This window comes from Klebsiella sp. BDA134-6 (genome assembly GCF_015601345.1).
Lineage (GTDB): Bacteria > Pseudomonadota > Gammaproteobacteria > Enterobacterales > Enterobacteriaceae > Klebsiella > Klebsiella grimontii.
This window is the reverse complement of sequence record NZ_CP064784.1, coordinates 2,199,736-2,218,038: the sequence shown is the minus strand read 5'-3', so window position 1 is coordinate 2,218,038 and position 18,303 is coordinate 2,199,736. Positions and strand designations below refer to the sequence as shown.

The 18,303-nt window shown below is 58.9% G+C and carries 20 protein-coding genes; 14 read left to right on the top strand and 6 right to left on the bottom strand.

Going from position 1 to position 18,303, the window contains the following annotated elements; all coding sequences use genetic code 11:
- Nucleotides 1-52 precede the first annotated feature (52 nt).
- Genes rutA through rutG form a run of 7 tightly spaced genes read left to right on the top strand, consistent with a single transcriptional unit; the run spans nt 53 to nt 5,474 of the window.
- Nucleotides 53-1,144 carry a pyrimidine utilization protein A gene (gene rutA / locus IYV58_RS10085; protein ID WP_087829303.1) on the top strand — a complete coding sequence of 364 codons (1,092 nt, stop codon included), beginning with the start codon at nt 53-55 and terminating at the stop codon, nt 1,142-1,144.
- Nucleotides 1,144-1,854: a pyrimidine utilization protein B gene (gene rutB / locus IYV58_RS10080; protein ID WP_004131298.1), complete on the top strand. Its 711-nt coding sequence runs from the start codon at nt 1,144-1,146 to the stop codon at nt 1,852-1,854. The genes rutA and rutB overlap by 1 nt, the downstream gene beginning before the upstream one ends.
- The gene (gene rutC / locus IYV58_RS10075) at nt 1,847-2,239 is read left to right on the top strand and encodes a pyrimidine utilization protein C (protein WP_004131297.1); all 393 of its coding nucleotides are present in this window, start codon (nt 1,847-1,849) and stop codon (nt 2,237-2,239) included. The genes rutB and rutC overlap by 8 nt, the downstream gene beginning before the upstream one ends.
- Nucleotides 2,236-3,039, top strand: coding sequence for a pyrimidine utilization protein D (rutD, locus tag IYV58_RS10070; protein WP_049113022.1), 804 nt, complete (start codon nt 2,236-2,238; stop codon nt 3,037-3,039). Before rutC ends, rutD begins: the two co-directional genes overlap by 4 nt.
- Complete coding sequence (locus IYV58_RS10065; protein WP_195729554.1) at nt 3,036-3,626, top strand: malonic semialdehyde reductase; 591 nt, start codon at nt 3,036-3,038, stop codon at nt 3,624-3,626. The genes rutD and IYV58_RS10065 overlap by 4 nt, the downstream gene beginning before the upstream one ends.
- Nucleotides 3,627-3,635: 9 nt before the next feature.
- On the top strand, nt 3,636-4,130 hold the full coding sequence (rutF, locus tag IYV58_RS10060) for an NADH-dependent FMN reductase RutF (RefSeq protein ID WP_004131291.1): 495 nt from the start codon (nt 3,636-3,638) through the stop codon (nt 4,128-4,130).
- 21 nt (nt 4,131-4,151) lie between these two features.
- Nucleotides 4,152-5,474, top strand: coding sequence for a pyrimidine utilization transport protein G (rutG, locus tag IYV58_RS10055; protein ID WP_004131289.1), 1,323 nt, complete (start codon nt 4,152-4,154; stop codon nt 5,472-5,474).
- 243 nt (nt 5,475-5,717) lie between these two features.
- On the opposite strand, the gene IYV58_RS10050 is transcribed toward rutG, so the two are convergent.
- The gene (locus tag IYV58_RS10050) at nt 5,718-5,891 is read right to left on the bottom strand and encodes a con-10 family general stress protein (protein ID WP_004131287.1); all 174 of its coding nucleotides are present in this window, start codon (nt 5,889-5,891) and stop codon (nt 5,718-5,720) included.
- A 374-nt stretch (nt 5,892-6,265) separates the two neighbouring features.
- Between IYV58_RS10050 and wrbA the strand changes: the two genes are divergently transcribed.
- A complete protein-coding gene (wrbA, locus tag IYV58_RS10045) occupies nt 6,266-6,862 on the top strand; it encodes an NAD(P)H:quinone oxidoreductase (protein ID WP_004131278.1) in 597 nt (198 codons plus the stop codon).
- A gap of 19 nt (nt 6,863-6,881) precedes the next feature.
- Complete coding sequence (locus tag IYV58_RS10040; RefSeq protein WP_004131277.1) at nt 6,882-7,109, top strand: YccJ family protein; 228 nt, start codon at nt 6,882-6,884, stop codon at nt 7,107-7,109.
- 139 nt (nt 7,110-7,248) lie between these two features.
- On the opposite strand, the gene agp is transcribed toward IYV58_RS10040, so the two are convergent.
- Nucleotides 7,249-8,496, bottom strand: coding sequence for a bifunctional glucose-1-phosphatase/inositol phosphatase (gene agp, locus IYV58_RS10035; RefSeq protein WP_004131275.1), 1,248 nt, complete (start codon nt 8,494-8,496; stop codon nt 7,249-7,251).
- A gap of 139 nt (nt 8,497-8,635) precedes the next feature.
- Nucleotides 8,636-8,860 carry a hypothetical protein gene (locus IYV58_RS10030; protein WP_004131273.1) on the bottom strand — a complete coding sequence of 75 codons (225 nt, stop codon included), beginning with the start codon at nt 8,858-8,860 and terminating at the stop codon, nt 8,636-8,638.
- Between the two features lie 271 nt (nt 8,861-9,131).
- Here IYV58_RS10030 and IYV58_RS10025 point away from each other — a divergent pair, with 271 nt between their 5' ends.
- The gene (locus tag IYV58_RS10025) at nt 9,132-9,254 is read left to right on the top strand and encodes a small membrane protein (protein WP_004131271.1); all 123 of its coding nucleotides are present in this window, start codon (nt 9,132-9,134) and stop codon (nt 9,252-9,254) included.
- A gap of 121 nt (nt 9,255-9,375) precedes the next feature.
- On the opposite strand, the gene IYV58_RS10020 is transcribed toward IYV58_RS10025, so the two are convergent.
- Nucleotides 9,376-10,767 carry an APC family permease gene (locus tag IYV58_RS10020; RefSeq protein ID WP_004131269.1) on the bottom strand — a complete coding sequence of 464 codons (1,392 nt, stop codon included), beginning with the start codon at nt 10,765-10,767 and terminating at the stop codon, nt 9,376-9,378.
- Between the two features lie 349 nt (nt 10,768-11,116).
- Nucleotides 11,117-12,535 carry a glutamate-putrescine ligase gene (puuA, locus tag IYV58_RS10015; RefSeq protein ID WP_004131267.1) on the bottom strand — a complete coding sequence of 473 codons (1,419 nt, stop codon included), beginning with the start codon at nt 12,533-12,535 and terminating at the stop codon, nt 11,117-11,119.
- Nucleotides 12,536-12,758: 223 nt separating this feature from the next.
- Between puuA and puuD the strand changes: the two genes are divergently transcribed.
- From puuD to IYV58_RS09995, 4 genes are all read left to right on the top strand, one after another.
- A complete protein-coding gene (puuD, locus tag IYV58_RS10010) occupies nt 12,759-13,553 on the top strand; it encodes a gamma-glutamyl-gamma-aminobutyrate hydrolase (RefSeq protein WP_224326113.1) in 795 nt (264 codons plus the stop codon).
- 177 nt (nt 13,554-13,730) lie between these two features.
- Nucleotides 13,731-14,288 (top strand): HTH-type transcriptional regulator PuuR, encoded by a 558-nt coding sequence (gene puuR, locus IYV58_RS10005; RefSeq protein WP_004131263.1) that lies wholly within the window; start codon nt 13,731-13,733, stop codon nt 14,286-14,288.
- A gap of 242 nt (nt 14,289-14,530) precedes the next feature.
- A complete protein-coding gene (gene puuC, locus IYV58_RS10000; RefSeq protein WP_004131262.1) occupies nt 14,531-16,018 on the top strand; it encodes an aldehyde dehydrogenase PuuC in 1,488 nt (495 codons plus the stop codon).
- 2 nt (nt 16,019-16,020) lie between these two features.
- Nucleotides 16,021-17,301 (top strand): NAD(P)/FAD-dependent oxidoreductase, encoded by a 1,281-nt coding sequence (locus tag IYV58_RS09995; RefSeq protein WP_004131260.1) that lies wholly within the window; start codon nt 16,021-16,023, stop codon nt 17,299-17,301.
- On the opposite strand, the gene IYV58_RS09990 is transcribed toward IYV58_RS09995, so the two are convergent.
- Nucleotides 17,298-18,275, bottom strand: a complete 978-nt coding sequence (locus IYV58_RS09990) for a LysR substrate-binding domain-containing protein (protein ID WP_172880679.1) — start codon at nt 18,273-18,275, stop codon at nt 17,298-17,300. The two genes, IYV58_RS09995 and IYV58_RS09990, sit on opposite strands and share 4 nt — an antisense overlap.
- Nucleotides 18,276-18,303 lie beyond the last annotated feature (28 nt).

Below are 18,303 nucleotides of genomic sequence, written 5' to 3'. Positions count from 1 at the left end.
CAGGATGCAGCGCCGCGCGCCTTCTTGTTCAACGACATGCAGAGAGGTAGGTATGAAAATTGGTGTTTTCGTTCCGATTGGTAATAACGGCTGGCTGATTTCCACCCATGCTCCCCAGTACATGCCGACGTTTGAGCTGAATAAGGCCATCGTGCAAAAAGCCGAACACTACGGCTTCGATTTCGCGCTGTCGATGATTAAACTGCGCGGCTTCGGCGGTAAGACCGAATTCTGGGATCATAATCTGGAGTCCTTCACCCTGATGGCCGGGCTGGCTGCCGTCACTTCGCGCATTCAGATCTACGCTACCGCCGCCACGCTGACGCTGCCACCGGCGATCGTCGCCCGCATGGCCTCGACCATCGACTCCATTTCCGGCGGCCGCTTTGGCGTCAATCTGGTGACCGGTTGGCAAAAACCCGAATACGAGCAGATGGGTATGTGGCCGGGCGACGACTACTTCGCCAGCCGCTACGACTATCTCACCGAATATGTCCAGGTGTTGCGCGATCTGTGGGGGACCGGGCGTAGCGACTTTAAAGGCGACTACTTCACCATGAACGACTGTCGCGTCAGCCCGCAGCCGTCGCAGCCGATGAAAGTGATCTGCGCCGGGCAAAGCGACGCCGGTATGGCGTTCTCCGCCCAGCACGCGGACTACAACTTCTGCTTCGGTAAAGGGGTCAACACCCCAGCCGCCTTCGCCCCCACCGCCGCGCGCATGATGCAGGCGGCGGAAAAAACCGGCCGCGACGTCGGCTCCTACGTCCTGTTTATGGTGATCGCCGACGAGACCGACGAGGCGGCCCGCGCCAAATGGGATCATTACAAAGCCGGCGCCGATGACGAGGCGCTGGCGTGGCTTACCGAACAGAGCCAGAAAGACACCCGTTCCGGCAGCGACACCAACGTGCGCCAGATGGCCGACCCCACCTCGGCGGTCAATATCAACATGGGTACCCTTGTCGGCTCTTACGCCAGCGTCGCCCGCATGCTCGACGAAGTGGCGGCAGTTCCCGGCACCGACGGCGTGCTGCTGACGTTTGATGATTTCCTGATCGGAATTGAAGCTTTTGGTCAGCGCATTCAGCCGCTGATGCGCTGCCGCGACCATATCGCCACCATGACTCAAGAGGTTGCCTGATGATTACCCTACCCGCTCGCCCGGAATCCCTGACCTTCGCGCCGCAGCAGAGCGCGCTGATCGTCGTCGATATGCAGAACGCCTACGCCAGCCAGGGCGGCTATCTCGACCTCGCCGGATTTGACGTTTCCGCCACCCGACCGGTTATCGACAATATCAACCTCGCCGTGGCCGCCGCGCGTGCCGCCGGGATGCTGATTATCTGGTTCCAGAACGGTTGGGACGACCAGTACGTAGAAGCAGGCGGCCCCGGCTCGCCGAATTTTCATAAATCCAACGCGCTGAAAACCATGCGTAAGAACCCGGAGCTGCAGGGTAAGCTGCTGGCAAAAGGCGGCTGGGACTACCAGCTGGTCGATCAGCTGAAACCGCTGCCAGGCGATATCGTGCTGCCGAAACCGCGCTACAGCGGCTTCTTTAACACCGCGCTCGACAGTATCCTGCGCAGCCGCGGCATCCGCCATCTGGTGTTTACCGGTATTGCCACCAACGTCTGCGTGGAATCAACCCTGCGCGACGGCTTCTTCCTCGAATATTTCGGCATCGTGCTGGAGGACGCCACCCATCAGGCCGGTCCAGCGTTCGCCCAGCAGGCCGCGCTGTTCAATATTGAAACCTTCTTTGGCTGGGTCAGCGATGTCGCCAGCTTCTGTACCGCCCTTGAGCCCGCCGCGCCGCGCGCCTTTTCCGAGGAGAAACGTTATGCCTAAACAGGTGATTATTCCGCCAGGCACCACCACGCCTATCGCCCCATTTGTCCCGGGCACGCTGGCCGACGGCGTGGTTTACGTCTCCGGCACCCTGCCGTTCGATAAGCAAAACAACGTGGTGTATATCGGCGACCCAAAGGCGCAAACCCGCCACGTGCTGGAAACCATCAAGAGCGTTATCGAGACGGCGGGGGGCAGTATGGCGGATGTGACGTTCAACAGCATTTTTATCACCGACTGGAAAAACTACGCCGCGATTAATGAGGTCTACGCGGAGTTCTTCCCCGGCGACAAACCGGCGCGTTTCTGCATTCAGTGCGGGCTGGTGAAGCCCGATGCGCTGGTGGAGATAGCGACCGTCGCGCATATCGGGAAACCGGCATGATGAAGCTGAACATCTCCCCGGCGCCTTATCCGGGCGCGCCGGTGGTGGTTCTGAGCGCCGGGCTCGGCGGTGCGGGCGGCTACTGGCTACCGCAGCGGGCGGCGCTCGAACCGCACTATCAGCTGGTGAGCTATGACCATAACGGCACCGGCGAAAACGGCGGCCCGCTGCCGACAGGCTACAGCATGGCGGCCATGGCGCAGGAGCTTAACGCGGCGCTGCAGGCGGCGGGAATCGAACGTTTTGCGCTGGTCGGCCACGCCCTGGGCGCGCTAATTGGCCTACAGCTGGCGCTGGACTATCCCGCAGCGATAAGCGCCCTGGTACTGGTAAATGGCTGGCTGACGCTCTCCCCGCATACCCGCCGCTGCTTCCTGGTACGCGAACGCCTGCTGCACGCGGGCGGCGCGCAGGCATGGGTGGAGGCGCAGCCGCTGTTCCTCTACCCGGCGGAGTGGATGGCCTCGCGCCTGCCGCGGCTGGAGGCCGAAGACGCGCTCGCCATCAGCCATTTCCAGGGCAAAGAGAATCTATTGAAGAGGCTGAACGCCCTCAAGCAGGCCGACTTTTCGCGCCGGGCGGCAGCGATAACCTGTCCGACGCTGATTATCAGCGCCGCTGACGATCTGCTGGTCCCGGCCTCCTGCTCCCGGGTGCTTCAGGCGGCAATCCCCGGCAGCCAGCTGGCGGAAATGGCCTGGGGCGGCCACGCCTGCAACGTCACCGATACCGCCACCTTTAACCCTATTTTATGCGACGGGCTGGCCGCGATGCTGCCCGTCCCCCAGGAGAACCTATGAGCGAAGCCATTAGCCCGGCCGCCTGCGCCGCGCTGTTTACCGAGGCCCGAACCCACAACGGCTGGCTGGATAAGCCGGTCAGCGACGAGCAACTGCGTGAAGTCTACGACTTGCTGAAAATGGGGCCGACCTCCGCCAACTGCTCCCCGGCGCGCATCGTCTTCGTGCGCACGGTGGAAGGCAAAGCGAAGCTGCGCCCGGCCCTGTCGAGCGGCAATGTCGAGAAAACCATGCAGGCGCCGGTCACCGCTATCGTCGCCTGGGACCGCGCATTTTACGATCGGCTGCCGGAGCTGTTCCCCCACGGCGACGCCCGCAGCTGGTTTACCTCCAGCCCGCAGATGGCGGAGGAAACCGCCTTTCGCAATAGCTCAGTGCAGGCGGCATACCTGATTTTCGCCTGCCGCGCACTGGGCCTGGACACCGGCCCGATGTCGGGCTTTGACCGCGACAAAGTCGATGCGGCGTTTTTTGCCGACGGCGCCTGGAAGAGCAACCTGCTGATCAATATCGGCTACGGCGATCCCGGCAAGCTGTACGGCCGCCTGCCGCGTCTGCCGTTTGATAATGCCTGCCAGCTGGCATAAGGAGCCCGTATGTCTCTTGCCGATAAACAAAGCTTTCGCGACGCCATGGCCCACGTCGGGGCGGCGGTGAACATTATCACCACTGATGGTCCGGCTGGCCGCGCCGGCTTTACCGCCAGCGCAGTCTGCAGCGTCACCGACGCGCCGCCCACGCTGCTGGTCTGCCTGAATCGCTCCGCCTCGGTGTGGCCGATCTTCAGCCAGCACCAGGCGCTGTGCGTCAACACCCTGGCGGCTGGCCAGGAAGAACTCTCGAACGTTTTCGGCGGTAAAACGCCGATGGCGGAGCGCTTCGCCGCCGCCGACTGGCAAACCGGCGCGACCGGCTGCCCGCGTCTGGAAGCGGCGCTGGTCAGCTTCGACTGCCGCATCAGCCAGATCGTCAGCGTCGGGACTCATGACATTCTGTTTTGCGAAGTGGCGGCGATTGTACGCCATCCGGAACCGCGCGGACTGATGTGGTTCGACCGCGGCTACCACACGCTGATGCGTCCAGCCTGTTAACCCTAAACCCAGGATCTCATCATGGCTCTCTTCGATTTTCCTCGCTGGCAGTTAACCTCCCCCTCCGCCGCCTCCGGCGTCGTCGCTCCCGATGAACGGCTGTCGGTCGGGCAGACCGTGGTGATGGGCGTGCAGCACGCGGTGGCGATGTTTGGCGCAACCGTTCTGATGCCAATCCTGATGGGGCTGGATCCCAATCTGTCGATCCTGATGTCCGGCGTCGGCACCCTGCTGTTCTTTTTGGTTACCGGCGGGCGCGTGCCGAGCTACCTGGGCTCCAGCGCCGCCTTCGTCGGCGTGGTGATCGCCGTCACCGGCTTCAACGGCCAGGGGCTTAACCCGCACCTCAGCGTCGCGCTGGGCGGGATTATTCTCTGCGGACTGGTTTATACCCTGATTGGCCTGGTGGTGATGAAAATCGGCACCCGCTGGATCGAGCGGCTGATGCCGCCGGTAGTCACCGGCGCGGTAGTCATGGCGATCGGTCTTAACCTCGCGCCAATCGCGGTGCGCAGCGTATCAGCGACGCCATTTGACGGCTGGATGGCGGTGCTGACTGTGCTGTGCATCGGTCTGGTGGCGGTGTTTACCCGCGGAATGCTGCAGCGGCTGCTGATCCTCGTCGGGTTGATTATCGCCTGCGCGCTCTACGCGCTGCTGGCCAACGGCCTCGGGCTGGGCAAGCCCCTGGATTTTAGCTTGCTTGCGCAGGCAGCGTGGTTTGGCTTGCCGCAGATAACCGCCCCGACCTTTAACGGCCAGGCGATGATGCTGATCGCCCCCGTAGCGGTGATTCTGGTGGCAGAAAATCTCGGTCATCTGAAGGCGGTGGCCGGGATGACCGGACGCAATATGGACCCGTATATGGGGCGGGCGTTCGTCGGCGACGGACTGGCAACGATGCTCTCCGGCTCGGTTGGCGGCAGCGGGGTGACCACCTACGCGGAGAATATCGGCGTAATGGCGGTCACCAAAGTGTACTCAACGCTGGTGTTCGTCGCGGCGGCGCTGATTGCGATGCTGCTTGGATTTTCACCGAAATTCGGCGCGCTGATCCATACCATTCCGGGACCGGTGATCGGCGGCGCATCGATTGTGGTGTTTGGCCTGATTGCCGTCGCGGGCGCGCGAATTTGGGTGCAGAACCGCGTGGATTTGAGTCAGAACGCGAATCTGATTATGGTGGCGGTGACGCTGGTGCTGGGGGCGGGCGATTTCGCGCTTTCTCTCGGCGGCTTCACCCTCGGCGGGATCGGTACGGCCACCTTCGGCGCGATCCTGCTGCACGCTCTGCTTAACCGCCGTCCGCGTGAGGCCGGGCAAACCAACGTCACCCCGGTATGAAAGCGTGCGACGCCTGAAGACCCGTTAACGGAAGCGGCGCTTAACGCGCCTTGCCCCGGATACCGGTCCGCAGGCAACGGTAAACCCGTAGCCCGGTTAAGGCGTTTACGCGGTGAGCCGGGCGTTCCTCCCGCTCAACGGCAGCTGCAAAGAGACAAAAAAACCGCCGACGTGACGTCGGCGGCGAGGGTGATGGGGTCGGGCCCGGGAGATTAACCCCCATCAGCAAACAATCAGGGGACGCTAGCTTTCGCGGCTGCCATGACTGTTTTTACCCCCTTTCTTACCCGCTTCGGATGCGCGTTGAGGATCGTTTTTAAAATTCCCCCCGCTGTGCTGGCCACCTTTACGACCTGCTTCTGATGCTCTTTCACGGTCTTCGGCAAAGTTGCCGGCACCGCCACGATGGTTTGCCATTACTGACCTCCATTTAGGTTAGACATCATGCTGCATTAGGTGAAACACGAGGCTCAGGCCTCCGCGATACGGGTTGCGTATCACGTGCTTTTAAGGTTAGCGAAGGAAAACCGCGTCGGAGGGATATCGTCACATTCTGAAATAGATTTTGTATAAGAACTGCTGCTATTACGCCGGGCGCGCGCTAAGCGGCTCTTATGACAGCCTAAAATGGCGCCACTAAAGATGTATCTTTTTGCAACAGCCCTCGTTTTTTGCAATTTTGTTATAAATCAAATAAATGATTGTTGCATTTGCACTCTTCGCCACAAGTCTTATCTTTAAAGATAGCCAGTCAACTGGCTGGCACATAACGCAACCGAGGAGTGATGCAAATGGCTAAGATTCTGGTGCTTTATTATTCTATGTACGGACACATCGAGACCATGGCGCATGCCGTCGCCGAAGGGGCAAACAAGGTAGATGGCGTTGAAGTGGTCGTGAAGCGCGTACCGGAAACCATGCAGGCAGAGGTTTTTGCCAAAGCAGGCGGGAAAACGCAAAACGCGCCCGTCGCCACGCCGCAGGAGCTGGCGGAGTACGACGCCATCATCTTTGGTACCCCTACCCGTTTCGGCAATATGTCCGGACAAATGCGCACCTTCCTCGATCAGACCGGCGGCCTGTGGGCATCCGGCGCGCTGTACGGCAAGCTGGCCAGCGTGTTCAGCTCAACCGGCACCGGCGGCGGCCAGGAACAAACCATTACCTCAACCTGGACCACCCTTGCGCACCACGGGATGATTATTGTGCCGATCGGCTACGGCGCCCAGGAGCTATTTGATGTCTCGCAGGTTCGCGGCGGTACGCCTTACGGCGCCACCACCATCGCCGGCGGCGACGGCTCGCGTCAGCCGAGCGAAGAGGAGCTGGCGATTGCCCGTTATCAGGGAGAGCACGTTGCGGGCCTGGCAGTAAAACTACACGGTTAATCTTCAGCAGGAGGAAAGCATGCCGAATCAAGAAGCAAAGGCCCATCGCGTCGGTGAGTGGGCAAGTCTGCGCAATACGTCTCCTGAAATTGCCGAGGCGATTTTTGAATTAGCCCATTACGATGAAAAGCTGGCGGAGAAAATCTGGGAGGAAGGCAGCGATGAAGTCCTGCCCCTCGCCTTCGCTAAAACGGACAAAGACTCCCTGTTCTGGGGCGAACAAACTATCGAACGCAAGAACGTGTAGCCCGAACAGGTACACAGTACCGCCTCCGGGAATTCTTGCATGAGCTTCCCGGAGGCGACGCGTTGCGCCTGTCCGGGCTACAAGACCAGGCTAAACATCGGCAGTAAGACCCGGATTGCTCCGGGTTTTTTATGCTCTGTTATTTTGTCGCCTCGGCCATCACCTTTTTAAAGGTGTCCATCGGGCAGAAGCCGTTATCATCGACCGGACAGCCGTTCAGCGCCAGCGTCACCCGCTGCGGCGGCGACTGCAGGGTTAACGCATCGGCATTGCGCAACTGCTCGGTGCTTTGATAGACGTACTCAATCTTCATCAAATCACGATTGCCGCCGTTATCATGCCAGCGCTGGAACACCAGCTTGCCGCCGATAGGCGTGCGCTCGTACTGGTTATGCAGCTGATAGGGTTTAAAATCCAGCGCCGTCAGCAGCGAAGCGATGTTGGAGTCGTGTCCCACCAGCAGCGTCACTTTCGCCGCCTTCGCCGCATCGCCCACCAGCGCGTTATCAATATATTTCACCAGCGGCTTAGCCACGTTGCGCGCCACTTCAGGGGAAGTAAACAGGCTATCCTGATAGCCGTTTTTCAGCTTCGACAGCACCTGCCACTGCTTATCGGTTTTGATTTCGCCCCAGGCGACCTGGTCTTTCGGGAACCCCTCGTAATACTGCAGCGTAAAGGCGTCAACCAGCGAGTTACCGACCTTAAGCGGCCCGGAAACGCCCGGTTCCTGCTGATATTTGGCGCTAAAGGTATCTTTCCCTTCGCTCAGGGAGCACTGCTGTTTCTCTTTGCAGGACGGAGAATTGCGGTAGTCGGTTATCGCCTCCAGCAGCTTATAACTTTCGCCCAGCTGCATCCCCTGCCGCTCTTTCTCCATCGCCTGCACCGCCTTTTCGCTGAAAGCGGCGGAATCGTCGACGATCACCGGATTAAACGTTGGGTCCATGGTGCCCATTTTTTCCTGATGGTGCACCGTCACCCCGCAGCCGGGAAACGCGCCGGTAATAAAGAACTGCGCGGTCGCGACGGTACGCTGCAGGCTATTGGCATAGGCGTAGACCGCGTTCTCTGGCGGACATTCGCCGCTGGTCACTAGCCCCTGCTGCGCCAGCCATTCACGCATATAGTGCCCCATATAGACTTCCAGTACCCCGCCCTTGGTCGTCAGCTGACCGCCGGGAACATCCCACTCCGGCCAGGATTTCGGCGTGGATTGCTCCAGCACGCTGCCGTTGTTCGCCAGCGGCGCGCGCAGGTTATGGCGGCTCATGATCAGTACCTGCTGAAGCTGATACCCTTCCGGTGCGGCCTGCTCCTGCGCCTGGACGCCAGCGGACAGTAAGACAACGCCGGCCACGGCGGCGGCGAGTAGACTTTTTCTCATCCCTTAACCCTCAGTCAGTGATTATCATCGCCTTAATTGTGACAAATTTATGACATTTTTCCGGGCAATGGCTCGCAAAGTGCGGAAAGAATTACGCTTTCCGCCATGACGCAGGAAGAGTGAAATCAGAGGGATGGCGTTACTCCGGCAGCGGCACCGCCGCAAGGGTACAGATAGCTTCATGCTTGCCGCCGCGATGGTCGACGATCAGCACTTTATCGCCGGCTTTTTTACCTTCGCAGGGTTTTAAAACCTGATCGACAATACGTTCGCGAATTGACGGGTTCCCGGGTTCGGCCAGGCTATTGAATGACGTCAGAACCAGCAGCGGCCCAACAACAGCGATGATTTGCTTATTAACCATTTGTTACTCTCACCCCTTATTTAGCGGGCCAAGGGTAGCAGCCCGTCGCGCGCTCGTCTGTAAATTCGCTTAACCGAGTGTTACTCGTTCATTTTTTCACCATCATCGCGCTTTACTCTTCACATTTATTCATGTAAATAATAATTTCAGTGCATTGCTGGCAGTCTATTCTCGTCTGATTCATCGGGTCATCTTTAAGAAATATCCCGATGCTATTATCCCGATATCACGGTATTTTTTCTTCATGTTAAACATAACATTAGGTTAATCTATGTCAGGTATCCTGCTCTTTATCGTCGCGGTGGTTTTGCTGGGAGTAGCCATCTACAGCCTGGTCTCCTATGTCAAGGATCGGCGCTCCGCACAGCTGCCAACCCATAAGAAAAAGAAATAATTCATCCTCACTATTCTTACCTTCTGCCCCTGCTATTTCTCCCCGACTGCCTGATTTCAAACGAGAATGAAAAAAAGAAGGCAGGCTCGCCGGCCTGCCTTTATGTGTGAGTTAAAAATCGTTACGATTCCCAGGCCTGTTCCGCTTTGGCCCCGTCAAACTGCGGCGGCGGCTTACGGAAGCGGCGGGTCAGATAAGTCAGATACAGTAAACCCAGCCCCGCCCATATCAGACCGAGCGTCAGCGAGGTCGCCTCCAGGTTAATCCACAGAACGCCCACCGTCAGCGCGCCGACCATCGGCAGCAGCAGGTAGTGAAAGCGATCTTTCCAGGTTTTGTTAAAGCCCTTACGCCGCCAGAAGTGATTAAACACCGACAGGTTAACGAAGGTGAACGCCACCAGCGCGCCAAAGTTAATTAGCGCCGTGGCGGTAACCAGGTCGAAGAACAGCGCCGACAGCGCGACGATGCCCACCATGATCACATTCAGCGCCGGAGTCCGCCATTTTGGATGGACATAGCCGAAAATGCGCTCCGGGAAAACGTTATCACGGCCCATAACGTACAGCAGGCGCGAAACGCTGGCGTGTGAGGCCAGGCCTGACGCCAGGGTATTCACAAAGGTGGTGCACAGGAAAATCGACTGGAACAGCTTGCCGCCGACGTAGAGGGCGATCTCCGGCAGCGCCGCGTCCGGGTCTTTAAAACGGCTAATATCGGGGAAAAAGAGCTGCATAAAGAACGAGGCGGCAATAAAAATCACCCCGCCGTAGACCGCGGTCAGGAAGATGGCTTTCGGGATCACCCGCGCGGCGTCCGGCGTCTCTTCGGAAAGGGTCGTCACCGCATCAAAGCCGAGGAACGAAAAGCAGACTATCGTCGCCCCGGTAATAATCGGGATCAGGTGCGCATTCTGGCTAATAAACGGCTGGAGCGACCAGACGGTACCGACGCCCTCCCCCTTATGCAGCCCCTGCACCACCAGCACGATAAAGACCACCATGATTGAGATCTGCACCAGCACGAACAGGGTATTGAAGTTCGCCACCAAATTGACGCTTTTCAGGTTCGCCGCGGTCAGAATGGCCACAAACGTCACCACCCATACCCAGGGCGGCACGTCCGGAAACAGCGCGGAAAGATAAATTTTGGCCAGCAGAACGTTGATCATCGGCAGGAACAGATAATCCAGCAGCGAAGACCAGCCCACCATAAACCCGACGTGCGGGCTGATCGACTTTTGCGCGTAGGTATACGCCGATCCCGCCTGCGGAAACTGGCGTACCAGCTTACCGTAGCTAATGGCGGTAAACAGCACGCCGGCCAGCGCCAGCAGATAGGAGGCCGGAACGTGGCCGTTGCTAATGCCGGAAACGATGCCGAAGGTATCAAAAACCGTCATCGGGGTCAGATAGGCGAGGCCCATCATCACCACCTGCCACAGCTTGAGAGACTTACGCAGCCGTGGTTTGCCCGCTTCAGAGGCGTTATCGAGAGAGGTGTTAATAGCCATGGCCATTTCCCCCGCTGCACATCCGGGTTTGCGGTCGTAGAGACCGGGAAACCAACCTGCTTCGCAACGGGGTTAATGGCAAATCAAAAGGTAAAAAGAACCGACGAGCGGTGGCGGCGCACTCCATGCGGCCATGACGGCCCCCTTCTCCCTGCGGATATTTAAACATCTGCATCATTTCCTACCTCGTTACACACTGTGTCGTTAACTGAAGCCCCGTTGCCGCCTGCGCTCCTTAACGCGGCATCCGGGAATGGCTGGGCTCCCAGCAAAAACGTCCGACCAGGCTCCGCTCAGGCCGTATGATGCTACTCGTGATAACGCTAAGCTGCCCCCTGCGGGGCGGCAATCAGGCGTTTTTCAACATCCACTCGATTTCGGTTTCCGTGATCAGCCGCTCAAACTGCAGTAATTCGTCGTTTTTACAGGCGTGATAAACGTGGCAGAAACGTTCGCCAAGCCGTTCGCGCAGGTGATCGTTTTGCATAAACTCCCACAGCGCATCGCTCTGGCGAATCGGGAACGGCAGCCCCTCCTGCTCAAGGCCGTTGCCTTCCACCTCTTCCTGTAACGGCAGCGGATTATCCAGACCGTGGAGGATGCCGGCGAAAATCGCCGCCATCACCAGGTACGGGTTGGCGTCCGCCCCGGCCACGCGATATTCGACGCGGTGGTTGTGCCGATCGCCGCACGGAATGCGCAGCGCCACCGTTCGGTTGTTGTGCCCCCACGACGCCTGGGTCGGCACGTACATTCCCGGTTGGAAACGACGATACGAGTTGACGTTCGGTGCCAGCAGCGCCATCGACGCCGGCATCAGATCAATCATCCCGGCGAGCGCGCGTTTTAACATCGCGGAATCTTCGCCGTCCGCGTCCGCCAGCACGTTCTCGCCTTTGTTGTTCTGCATGCTGATATGGATATGCATCCCGCTACCGGCGTGCTCTTCATAGGGTTTGGCCATAAAAGTGGCGTGCATCTTATGCTTCTCCGCCATTAAACGCACGAGACGTTTTAACGCCAGCGCGTCATCGCAGGCGTCGAGCACGTTATCGGTATGGTGGAGGTTGATTTCAAACTGACCGGGAGAGGCTTCCGCCACCGCGCCGTCGGCGGGGATCAGCTGAAGCTGGGCGATCTCATCGATTTCGTTCAGCACGTCGGCAAAGTGGTTGAGGTTGTCGACGGAGTAAACCTGGCTTTGGGTATTGCGATCGCCGGTTCCCGGCGCGCACGGCGGCTGCAGGTAACCTTCCGCGTCGCGCTTGCGGTCAAGTAAATAGAACTCCAGCTCTACCGCTACCACGGGGAACAGCCCGCGCTGGCGCAGCTGCTGCCAGAGCCGGTTAAGAACGTTCCGCGGCTCAACGTCAAAGGGAGCGCCATCTTCATCAACCATGGTCAGCAGAACCTGACCAATGTATTCCGGGTCCGCCGCCGACGGCGTTAAGGTTCCCAGCACCGGTACGCAGGTGCGATCCGGTTCGCCCATCTCCTGGCCGAGTCCCGCCTCTTCCACCACGTTGCCGAGAATGTCCATCGCGAACACCGAAGCCGGGAAATAGCAGCCCTTCTCCAGTTTGCTCAGGCCAGACACCGGGATCCGCTTACCGCGGAAGCAGCCGTTCAGGTCGGTTAACAGTACATCTACGTATTGCGTATTGGGGTAACGCTCGAGGTAGCGCTTCACTTCCCAGGTGAATGCGCTGACCCGTCTCTCTTCCGACTGCTGAACAAAATTCTCAACTTCTACGATATTAGTTTCCATGATTCACCGCCGTTGTTTAGTTTCGGACCCTGAATGGCACTGTTAAATATAATGTCCACTATTGGAATGTGTATGCAAACAAATTGTTTGTCAAATGTTAAATTAAGTTTGCAAAGGGCTATATCCACTGCTAGATTGAGAAAATATTGAACGAAATGGCCGTTTTACCCGCTAATCCGGTCATAATTTAGTCCACTTTGTGAGGGCGATCATGGAAAATATAATGTACAAGCCAGTTATTGGCGTGGTGATGTGTCGAAACAGGCTTAAGGGTCACCAGACCCAGACTCTGCAAGAGAAGTATCTGAACGCGATTGTTAACGCCGGCGGCGTGCCGATTGCCCTGCCGCACGCGCTGGCGGAGCCGGAACTGCTTTCCGCGCTACTGCCAAAACTGGACGGCATTTATCTGCCCGGCAGCCCGAGTAACGTACAGCCGCACCTCTATGGTGAAAACGGCGATGAGCCTGACGCCGATCCCGGGCGTGATCTTCTGAGCATGGCGCTGATCGACGCCGCGCTCGAAAGGCGCATCCCCATTTTCGCCATCTGCCGTGGACTACAGGAACTTGTTGTCGCCACCGGCGGGACTCTGTATCGTCGTCTGTTCGAGCAGCCTGAGCTTCTTGAGCACCGCGAGGACCCCGAACTTCCCGTCGAGCAGCAATATGCGCCCTCGCATGAAGTTCAGGTTCAGGAAGGAGGATTACTTTCTCAGTTAATACCGGGCTGCAACACGTTTTGGGTAAACTCGTTACACGGACAGGGAGCGAAAACCACGGGTCCACGGCTGCGCGTGGAGGCGCGTTCTCCCGACGGGCTGGCGGAAGCGGTCAGCGTTAACGACCATCCTTTCGCCCTCGGCGTGCAGTGGCATCCTGAATGGAACAGTAGCGAATACGCCCTGTCGCGAATGTTGTTTGAGGGTTTTATCACCGCCTGTCAGAGCTATAGCCAAAATAATTCAAGTTGCAGGAAAGCGGCAAGTGAGCGACAAATTCGTCGGGAACGAATTTGACCAGCCGAAGGCTGGCCTCCGGTGAGAGGCAGGAGCCTCTCATTAATCCCCAGGAGCTTACTGGAGTAAGTGACTGGGGTGAGCGAGCAAAGCCAACGCGCAAGCGACTTGAAGTATGACGGGTATATGTCGCTGAAAAACAGCGACTCTGACCACTACCGTTAAGGAAATGCAAATATGAGCGATGACGGACTGGCGCCAGGGAAACGTCTGTCAGAGATCCGCCAACAGCTGGGTCTCTCACAGCGTCGTGCCGCCGAACTGTCTGGGTTAACACATAGTGCCATCAGCACCATAGAACAGGACAAAGTCAGTCCTGCCATCAGTACGCTGCAAAAGCTGCTGAAAGTCTACGGGCTGTCGCTCTCGGAATTCTTTTCTGAACCAGAAAAACCGGCTGAACCTCAGGTGGTTATCAATCAGGACGATCTGATTGAAATCGGCAGTCAGGGGGTGTCGATGAAACTGGTTCACAATGGCAATCCGAACCGCACGCTGGCGATGATTTTTGAAACGTACCAGCCTGGAACCACAACCGGGGAGAGGATTAAGCATCAGGGTGAGGAGATAGGCACCATACTGGAGGGTGAAGTCGTGCTGACCATTAACGGTCAGACGTATCACCTGGTGGCTGGGCAAAGCTATGCCATTAACACCGGCATACCGCATAGCTTCAGCAACACCTCGGCGGGTATCTGCCGAATCATCAGCGCCCATACTCCCACCACATTCTGATTTTTTAGCCTGAGGTTTTCTCAGGCTTTCTTCAGGCCTGCACCGTCGGAGTTTATTCCGGCGGCGCGAAGAAAACGCAGTTCACCTTGCGCGATGCGGAAAAACGTATTCCGCTGGCCCCGGATAATTTACGCCCGTTAACGGGCAATTTAAACGGTACTCAACCCCGGGGACGCCCTACGCCCTGAGGGTCTGAAATCACCACTTTTTTATTTTTCCGATTATGTCATTAAGGAGTCATGATGGATTTTCACAACCTGGCTTACTGGCAACAAAAAGCACGCGAATTGACGATTGAAACGCGGTTATTTATTAACGGCGAATACAGCGCCGCCGCCGATAATAGCGTGTTCGCCACCGTCGACCCTACCGCCCAGCAGACGCTCGCCGAGGTCGCGCGCGGCAAAAAGGCCGACGTCGATCGCGCGGTCCAGGCCGCCCGCGGCGTCTTCGATCGCGGCGACTGGTCGCAGGCGTCTCCTGCCCAGCGCAAAGCGGTGCTGCATAAATTCGCCGACCTGATGGACGCCCATCGCGAAGAGCTGGCGCTGCTGGAAACCCTCGATACCGGCAAACCGATCCGTCACAGCCTGCGCGACGATATCCCCGGCGCCGCTCGCGCGATTCGCTGGTATGCCGAAGCTATCGATAAAGTCTACGGCGAAGTCGCCCCCACCAGCGGCAACGAACTGGCCATGATCGTTCGCGAACCGATTGGCGTGATTGCGGCGGTAGTGCCGTGGAATTTCCCGCTGCTGCTGGCCTGCTGGAAGCTTGGCCCGGCGCTGGCGTCAGGCAACAGCGTGGTGCTTAAGCCGTCGGAAAAATCCCCCCTTACCGCTCTGCGTCTGGCGGGCTTAGCAAAACAGGCCGGACTGCCGGACGGCGTATTTAACGTGGTGAGCGGTTTCGGCCATGAAGCCGGTCAGGCGCTGGCGCTGCATCCGGACGTCGAAGTGATTACCTTTACCGGCTCCACCCGCACCGGTAAACAGCTGCTGAAAGACGCGGGCGACAGCAATATGAAGCGCGTCTGGCTGGAGGCGGGCGGTAAAAGCGCCAATATCGTCTTTGCCGACTGCCCGGACCTGCAAAAAGCGGTCAACGCGACTGCCGGCGGTATTTTCTACAATCAGGGCCAGGTCTGTATCGCCGGTACCCGTCTGCTGCTTGAGGAGAGCATCGCCGACCGCTTTCTCGACCTGCTAAAAGAGCAGGCAAAAGCCTGGCAGCCGGGCAATCCGCTCGACCCGAATACCACCATGGGCATGCTAATCGACAACACCCATGCCGATAGCGTCCATAGCTTCATTCGCGCCGGCGAGGCGCACAGCACGCTGCTGCTGGATGGACGTAAAAATCCGTGGCCCGCGGCGGTCGGCCCGACCATCTTCGTCGATGTCGACCCCGCCTCCCCGCTCAGCCAGGAGGAGATCTTCGGCCCGGTGCTGGTGGTGACCCGCTTTCACACCGAAGAGCAGGCGCTGGCGCTGGCCAACGATAGCCGCTACGGCCTCGGCGCAGCGGTCTGGACCCGCGATCTCTCCCGCGCTCACCGCGTTAGCCGCCGTCTGAAAGCCGGATCCGTCTTCGTGAACAACTACAACGATGGCGATATGACCGTGCCGTTCGGCGGCTATAAGCAGAGCGGTAACGGACGCGATAAGTCCCTGCACGCCCTGGAAAAATTCACTGAACTGAAAACTATCTGGATTGCCCTGGAGTCTTAATCATGAGCGAACATACCACCAGCTATTATGCCGCCAGCGCCAACCGCTATGAGCCGTTCCCGACGCTGGACGAATCAATCAGCTGCGACGTCTGCATCGTCGGCGGCGGCTATACCGGCCTCTCATCGGCGCTGCATCTGGCCGAAATGGGCTACGATGTGGTGCTGCTTGAAGGCGCGCGCATCGGCTTCGGCGCCAGCGGGCGGAACGGCGGCCAGCTGGTTAACTCCTATAGCCGCGATATCGACGTTATCGAGAAAACCTACGGCCCGGACGCCGCGAAGATGCTCGGCAGCATGATGTTTGAAGGCGGCGACATTATTCGCGAGCGCATCCAACGCTATCAAATCCAGTGCGACTATCGCCCCGGCGGGCTATTTGTCGCGTTGAACCATAAACAGCTGGAGACGCTGGAAGAGCAGAAGGCGAACTGGGAGCGCTACGGCAATACCCAGCTGGAGCTGCTGGATGCCAGCGCTATTCGCCGCGAAGTGGACAGCGACCGCTACGCCGGCGCCCTGCTGGACCACAGCGGCGGCCATATTCATCCGCTGAACCTGGCGATTGGCGAGGCGGACGCCATTCGGATGAACGGCGGTCGGGTTTACGAACAATCACCGGTCACCCGCATTCAGCACAGCAGCCCTGCGGTGGTGACCACCGAACGCGGGCAGGTCACCGCCCGCTACGTGATCGTCGCCGGTAACGCCTATCTCGGCGATAAGCTCGAGCCGGAGCTGGCGAAGCGCAGCATGCCGTGTGGCACCCAGGTGGTCACTACCGCGCCGCTGGCTGAGGATCTGGCGCGCTCGCTGATCCCGAAAAACTACTGCGTGGAGGATTGTAACTACCTGCTGGATTACTACCGTCTGACCGCCGATAACCGCCTGCTGTACGGCGGCGGCGTGGTGTATGGCGCACGCGATCCGGACGACGTTGAGCGACTGATTATGCCGAAGCTGCTGAAAACCTTCCCGCAGCTGCAGGGGGTAAAAATAGACTACCGCTGGACCGGCAACTTCCTGCTGACCCTCTCGCGGATGCCGCAGTTTGGCCGTCTCGATAACAATATCTATTATATGCAGGGCTACAGCGGCCACGGAGTGACCTGTACGCACCTCGCCGGACGGCTGATTTCGGAGCTGCTGCGCGGAGACGCCGAACGTTTCGACGCCTTCGCCAGGCTGCCGCACTATCCGTTCCCCGGCGGGCGCAGCCTGCGCATTCCGTTTACCGCCATGGGCGCGGCGTACTACAGCCTGCGCGATCGCCTGGGCGTTTAATCCCCCCGGCCGACGGCGCCTGCCGTCGGCAATGTTGCCTCGTCGTACTGCTGCGGAAAGCGCTGCTGGAAGTAGCGGCGCAAAAACTCCACGGTGGCGCGAATTTTGGCCGAGGTCGCCAGCCGCGAGACGTATACCGCCCAGATATTGGCGGGCTGATAGTACTCCGGCAGCAGATGCAGCAGATTGCCGCTGGCAATATTCTCCCTGACGTCCCACCATGAGCGCAGCGCGATCCCCTGCCCCTCGAGGCACCACTGATGGACGATTTCGCCGTGGTTTGACGACAGCGGTCCGGTCACCTTAATAGCGTGCTCACCCTCTTTATCGCGTAGCTGCCAGACGCCAAAGGGCCGGTCGCGCTCTTTGATCACCAGACAGGGCAGCGCGGCGAGATCGCTTAGCTGTCTCGGCCGGGGATAGCGGGCGACAAACGCCGGCGAGGCGCAGAGGATGCGGTGATTGCTGGCAAGCTGGCGGGCAATCAGGTTGGGGGCGATATCGTCGCCAACGCGAATATCCAGATCGACCCCTTCATTGGCTAAATCCACTAGCCGGTCAGCGACATCAAAACGGATTTCCAGCTGCGGGTAGTGACGGGCCAGCTCGGAGAGCGCCGGCGCGACTACTCGCCGGCCAAAGCCAAAGCTGCTGATAATCCGCAGCGTCCCCTGCGGTACCTGCCGCACATCGGAGAGCTCATCCATCATCTGATCGACGTCCTGCAGGATGCGCTGCCCCCATTCGTAGATGCGCTCCCCCTCTTCGGTGATAGCGACTCGTCGGGTGGTGCGGTGCAGCAGCTGGACGTTGAGCGTTTGCTCCAGCAGCGACACGCGCTTGCTGACGAAAGCCGGAGAGACCCCCAGCTCTTCAGCGGCGGCGGCGAAACCGGCGCGGCGGGCAACCAGCATAAAAACGCGCAAATCGTTCAGCAGCGGCAGATTATTCATGATTCGTGTTTTATGTTTCACCAGTTGGCGGGATTAATTATGAATCAGT

What these genes read in the sequence shown, in the direction of transcription:
- rutA (WP_087829303.1), top strand. Translation starts at nt 53, where the DNA reads ATGAAAATTGGTGTTTTCGTTCCGATTGGTAATAACGGCTGGCTGATT.
- rutB (WP_004131298.1), top strand. Translation starts at nt 1,144, where the DNA reads ATGATTACCCTACCCGCTCGCCCGGAATCCCTGACCTTCGCGCCGCAG.
- rutC (WP_004131297.1), top strand. Translation starts at nt 1,847, where the DNA reads ATGCCTAAACAGGTGATTATTCCGCCAGGCACCACCACGCCTATCGCC.
- rutD (WP_049113022.1), top strand. Translation starts at nt 2,236, where the DNA reads ATGATGAAGCTGAACATCTCCCCGGCGCCTTATCCGGGCGCGCCGGTG.
- IYV58_RS10065 (WP_195729554.1), top strand. Translation starts at nt 3,036, where the DNA reads ATGAGCGAAGCCATTAGCCCGGCCGCCTGCGCCGCGCTGTTTACCGAG.
- rutF (WP_004131291.1), top strand. Translation starts at nt 3,636, where the DNA reads ATGTCTCTTGCCGATAAACAAAGCTTTCGCGACGCCATGGCCCACGTC.
- rutG (WP_004131289.1), top strand. Translation starts at nt 4,152, where the DNA reads ATGGCTCTCTTCGATTTTCCTCGCTGGCAGTTAACCTCCCCCTCCGCC.
- IYV58_RS10050 (WP_004131287.1), bottom strand. Translation starts at nt 5,891, where the DNA reads ATGGCAAACCATCGTGGCGGTGCCGGCAACTTTGCCGAAGACCGTGAA.
- wrbA (WP_004131278.1), top strand. Translation starts at nt 6,266, where the DNA reads ATGGCTAAGATTCTGGTGCTTTATTATTCTATGTACGGACACATCGAG.
- IYV58_RS10040 (WP_004131277.1), top strand. Translation starts at nt 6,882, where the DNA reads ATGCCGAATCAAGAAGCAAAGGCCCATCGCGTCGGTGAGTGGGCAAGT.
- agp (WP_004131275.1), bottom strand. Translation starts at nt 8,496, where the DNA reads ATGAGAAAAAGTCTACTCGCCGCCGCCGTGGCCGGCGTTGTCTTACTG.
- IYV58_RS10030 (WP_004131273.1), bottom strand. Translation starts at nt 8,860, where the DNA reads ATGGTTAATAAGCAAATCATCGCTGTTGTTGGGCCGCTGCTGGTTCTG.
- IYV58_RS10025 (WP_004131271.1), top strand. Translation starts at nt 9,132, where the DNA reads ATGTCAGGTATCCTGCTCTTTATCGTCGCGGTGGTTTTGCTGGGAGTA.
- IYV58_RS10020 (WP_004131269.1), bottom strand. Translation starts at nt 10,767, where the DNA reads ATGGCTATTAACACCTCTCTCGATAACGCCTCTGAAGCGGGCAAACCA.
- puuA (WP_004131267.1), bottom strand. Translation starts at nt 12,535, where the DNA reads ATGGAAACTAATATCGTAGAAGTTGAGAATTTTGTTCAGCAGTCGGAA.
- puuD (WP_224326113.1), top strand. Translation starts at nt 12,759, where the DNA reads ATGTACAAGCCAGTTATTGGCGTGGTGATGTGTCGAAACAGGCTTAAG.
- puuR (WP_004131263.1), top strand. Translation starts at nt 13,731, where the DNA reads ATGAGCGATGACGGACTGGCGCCAGGGAAACGTCTGTCAGAGATCCGC.
- puuC (WP_004131262.1), top strand. Translation starts at nt 14,531, where the DNA reads ATGGATTTTCACAACCTGGCTTACTGGCAACAAAAAGCACGCGAATTG.
- IYV58_RS09995 (WP_004131260.1), top strand. Translation starts at nt 16,021, where the DNA reads ATGAGCGAACATACCACCAGCTATTATGCCGCCAGCGCCAACCGCTAT.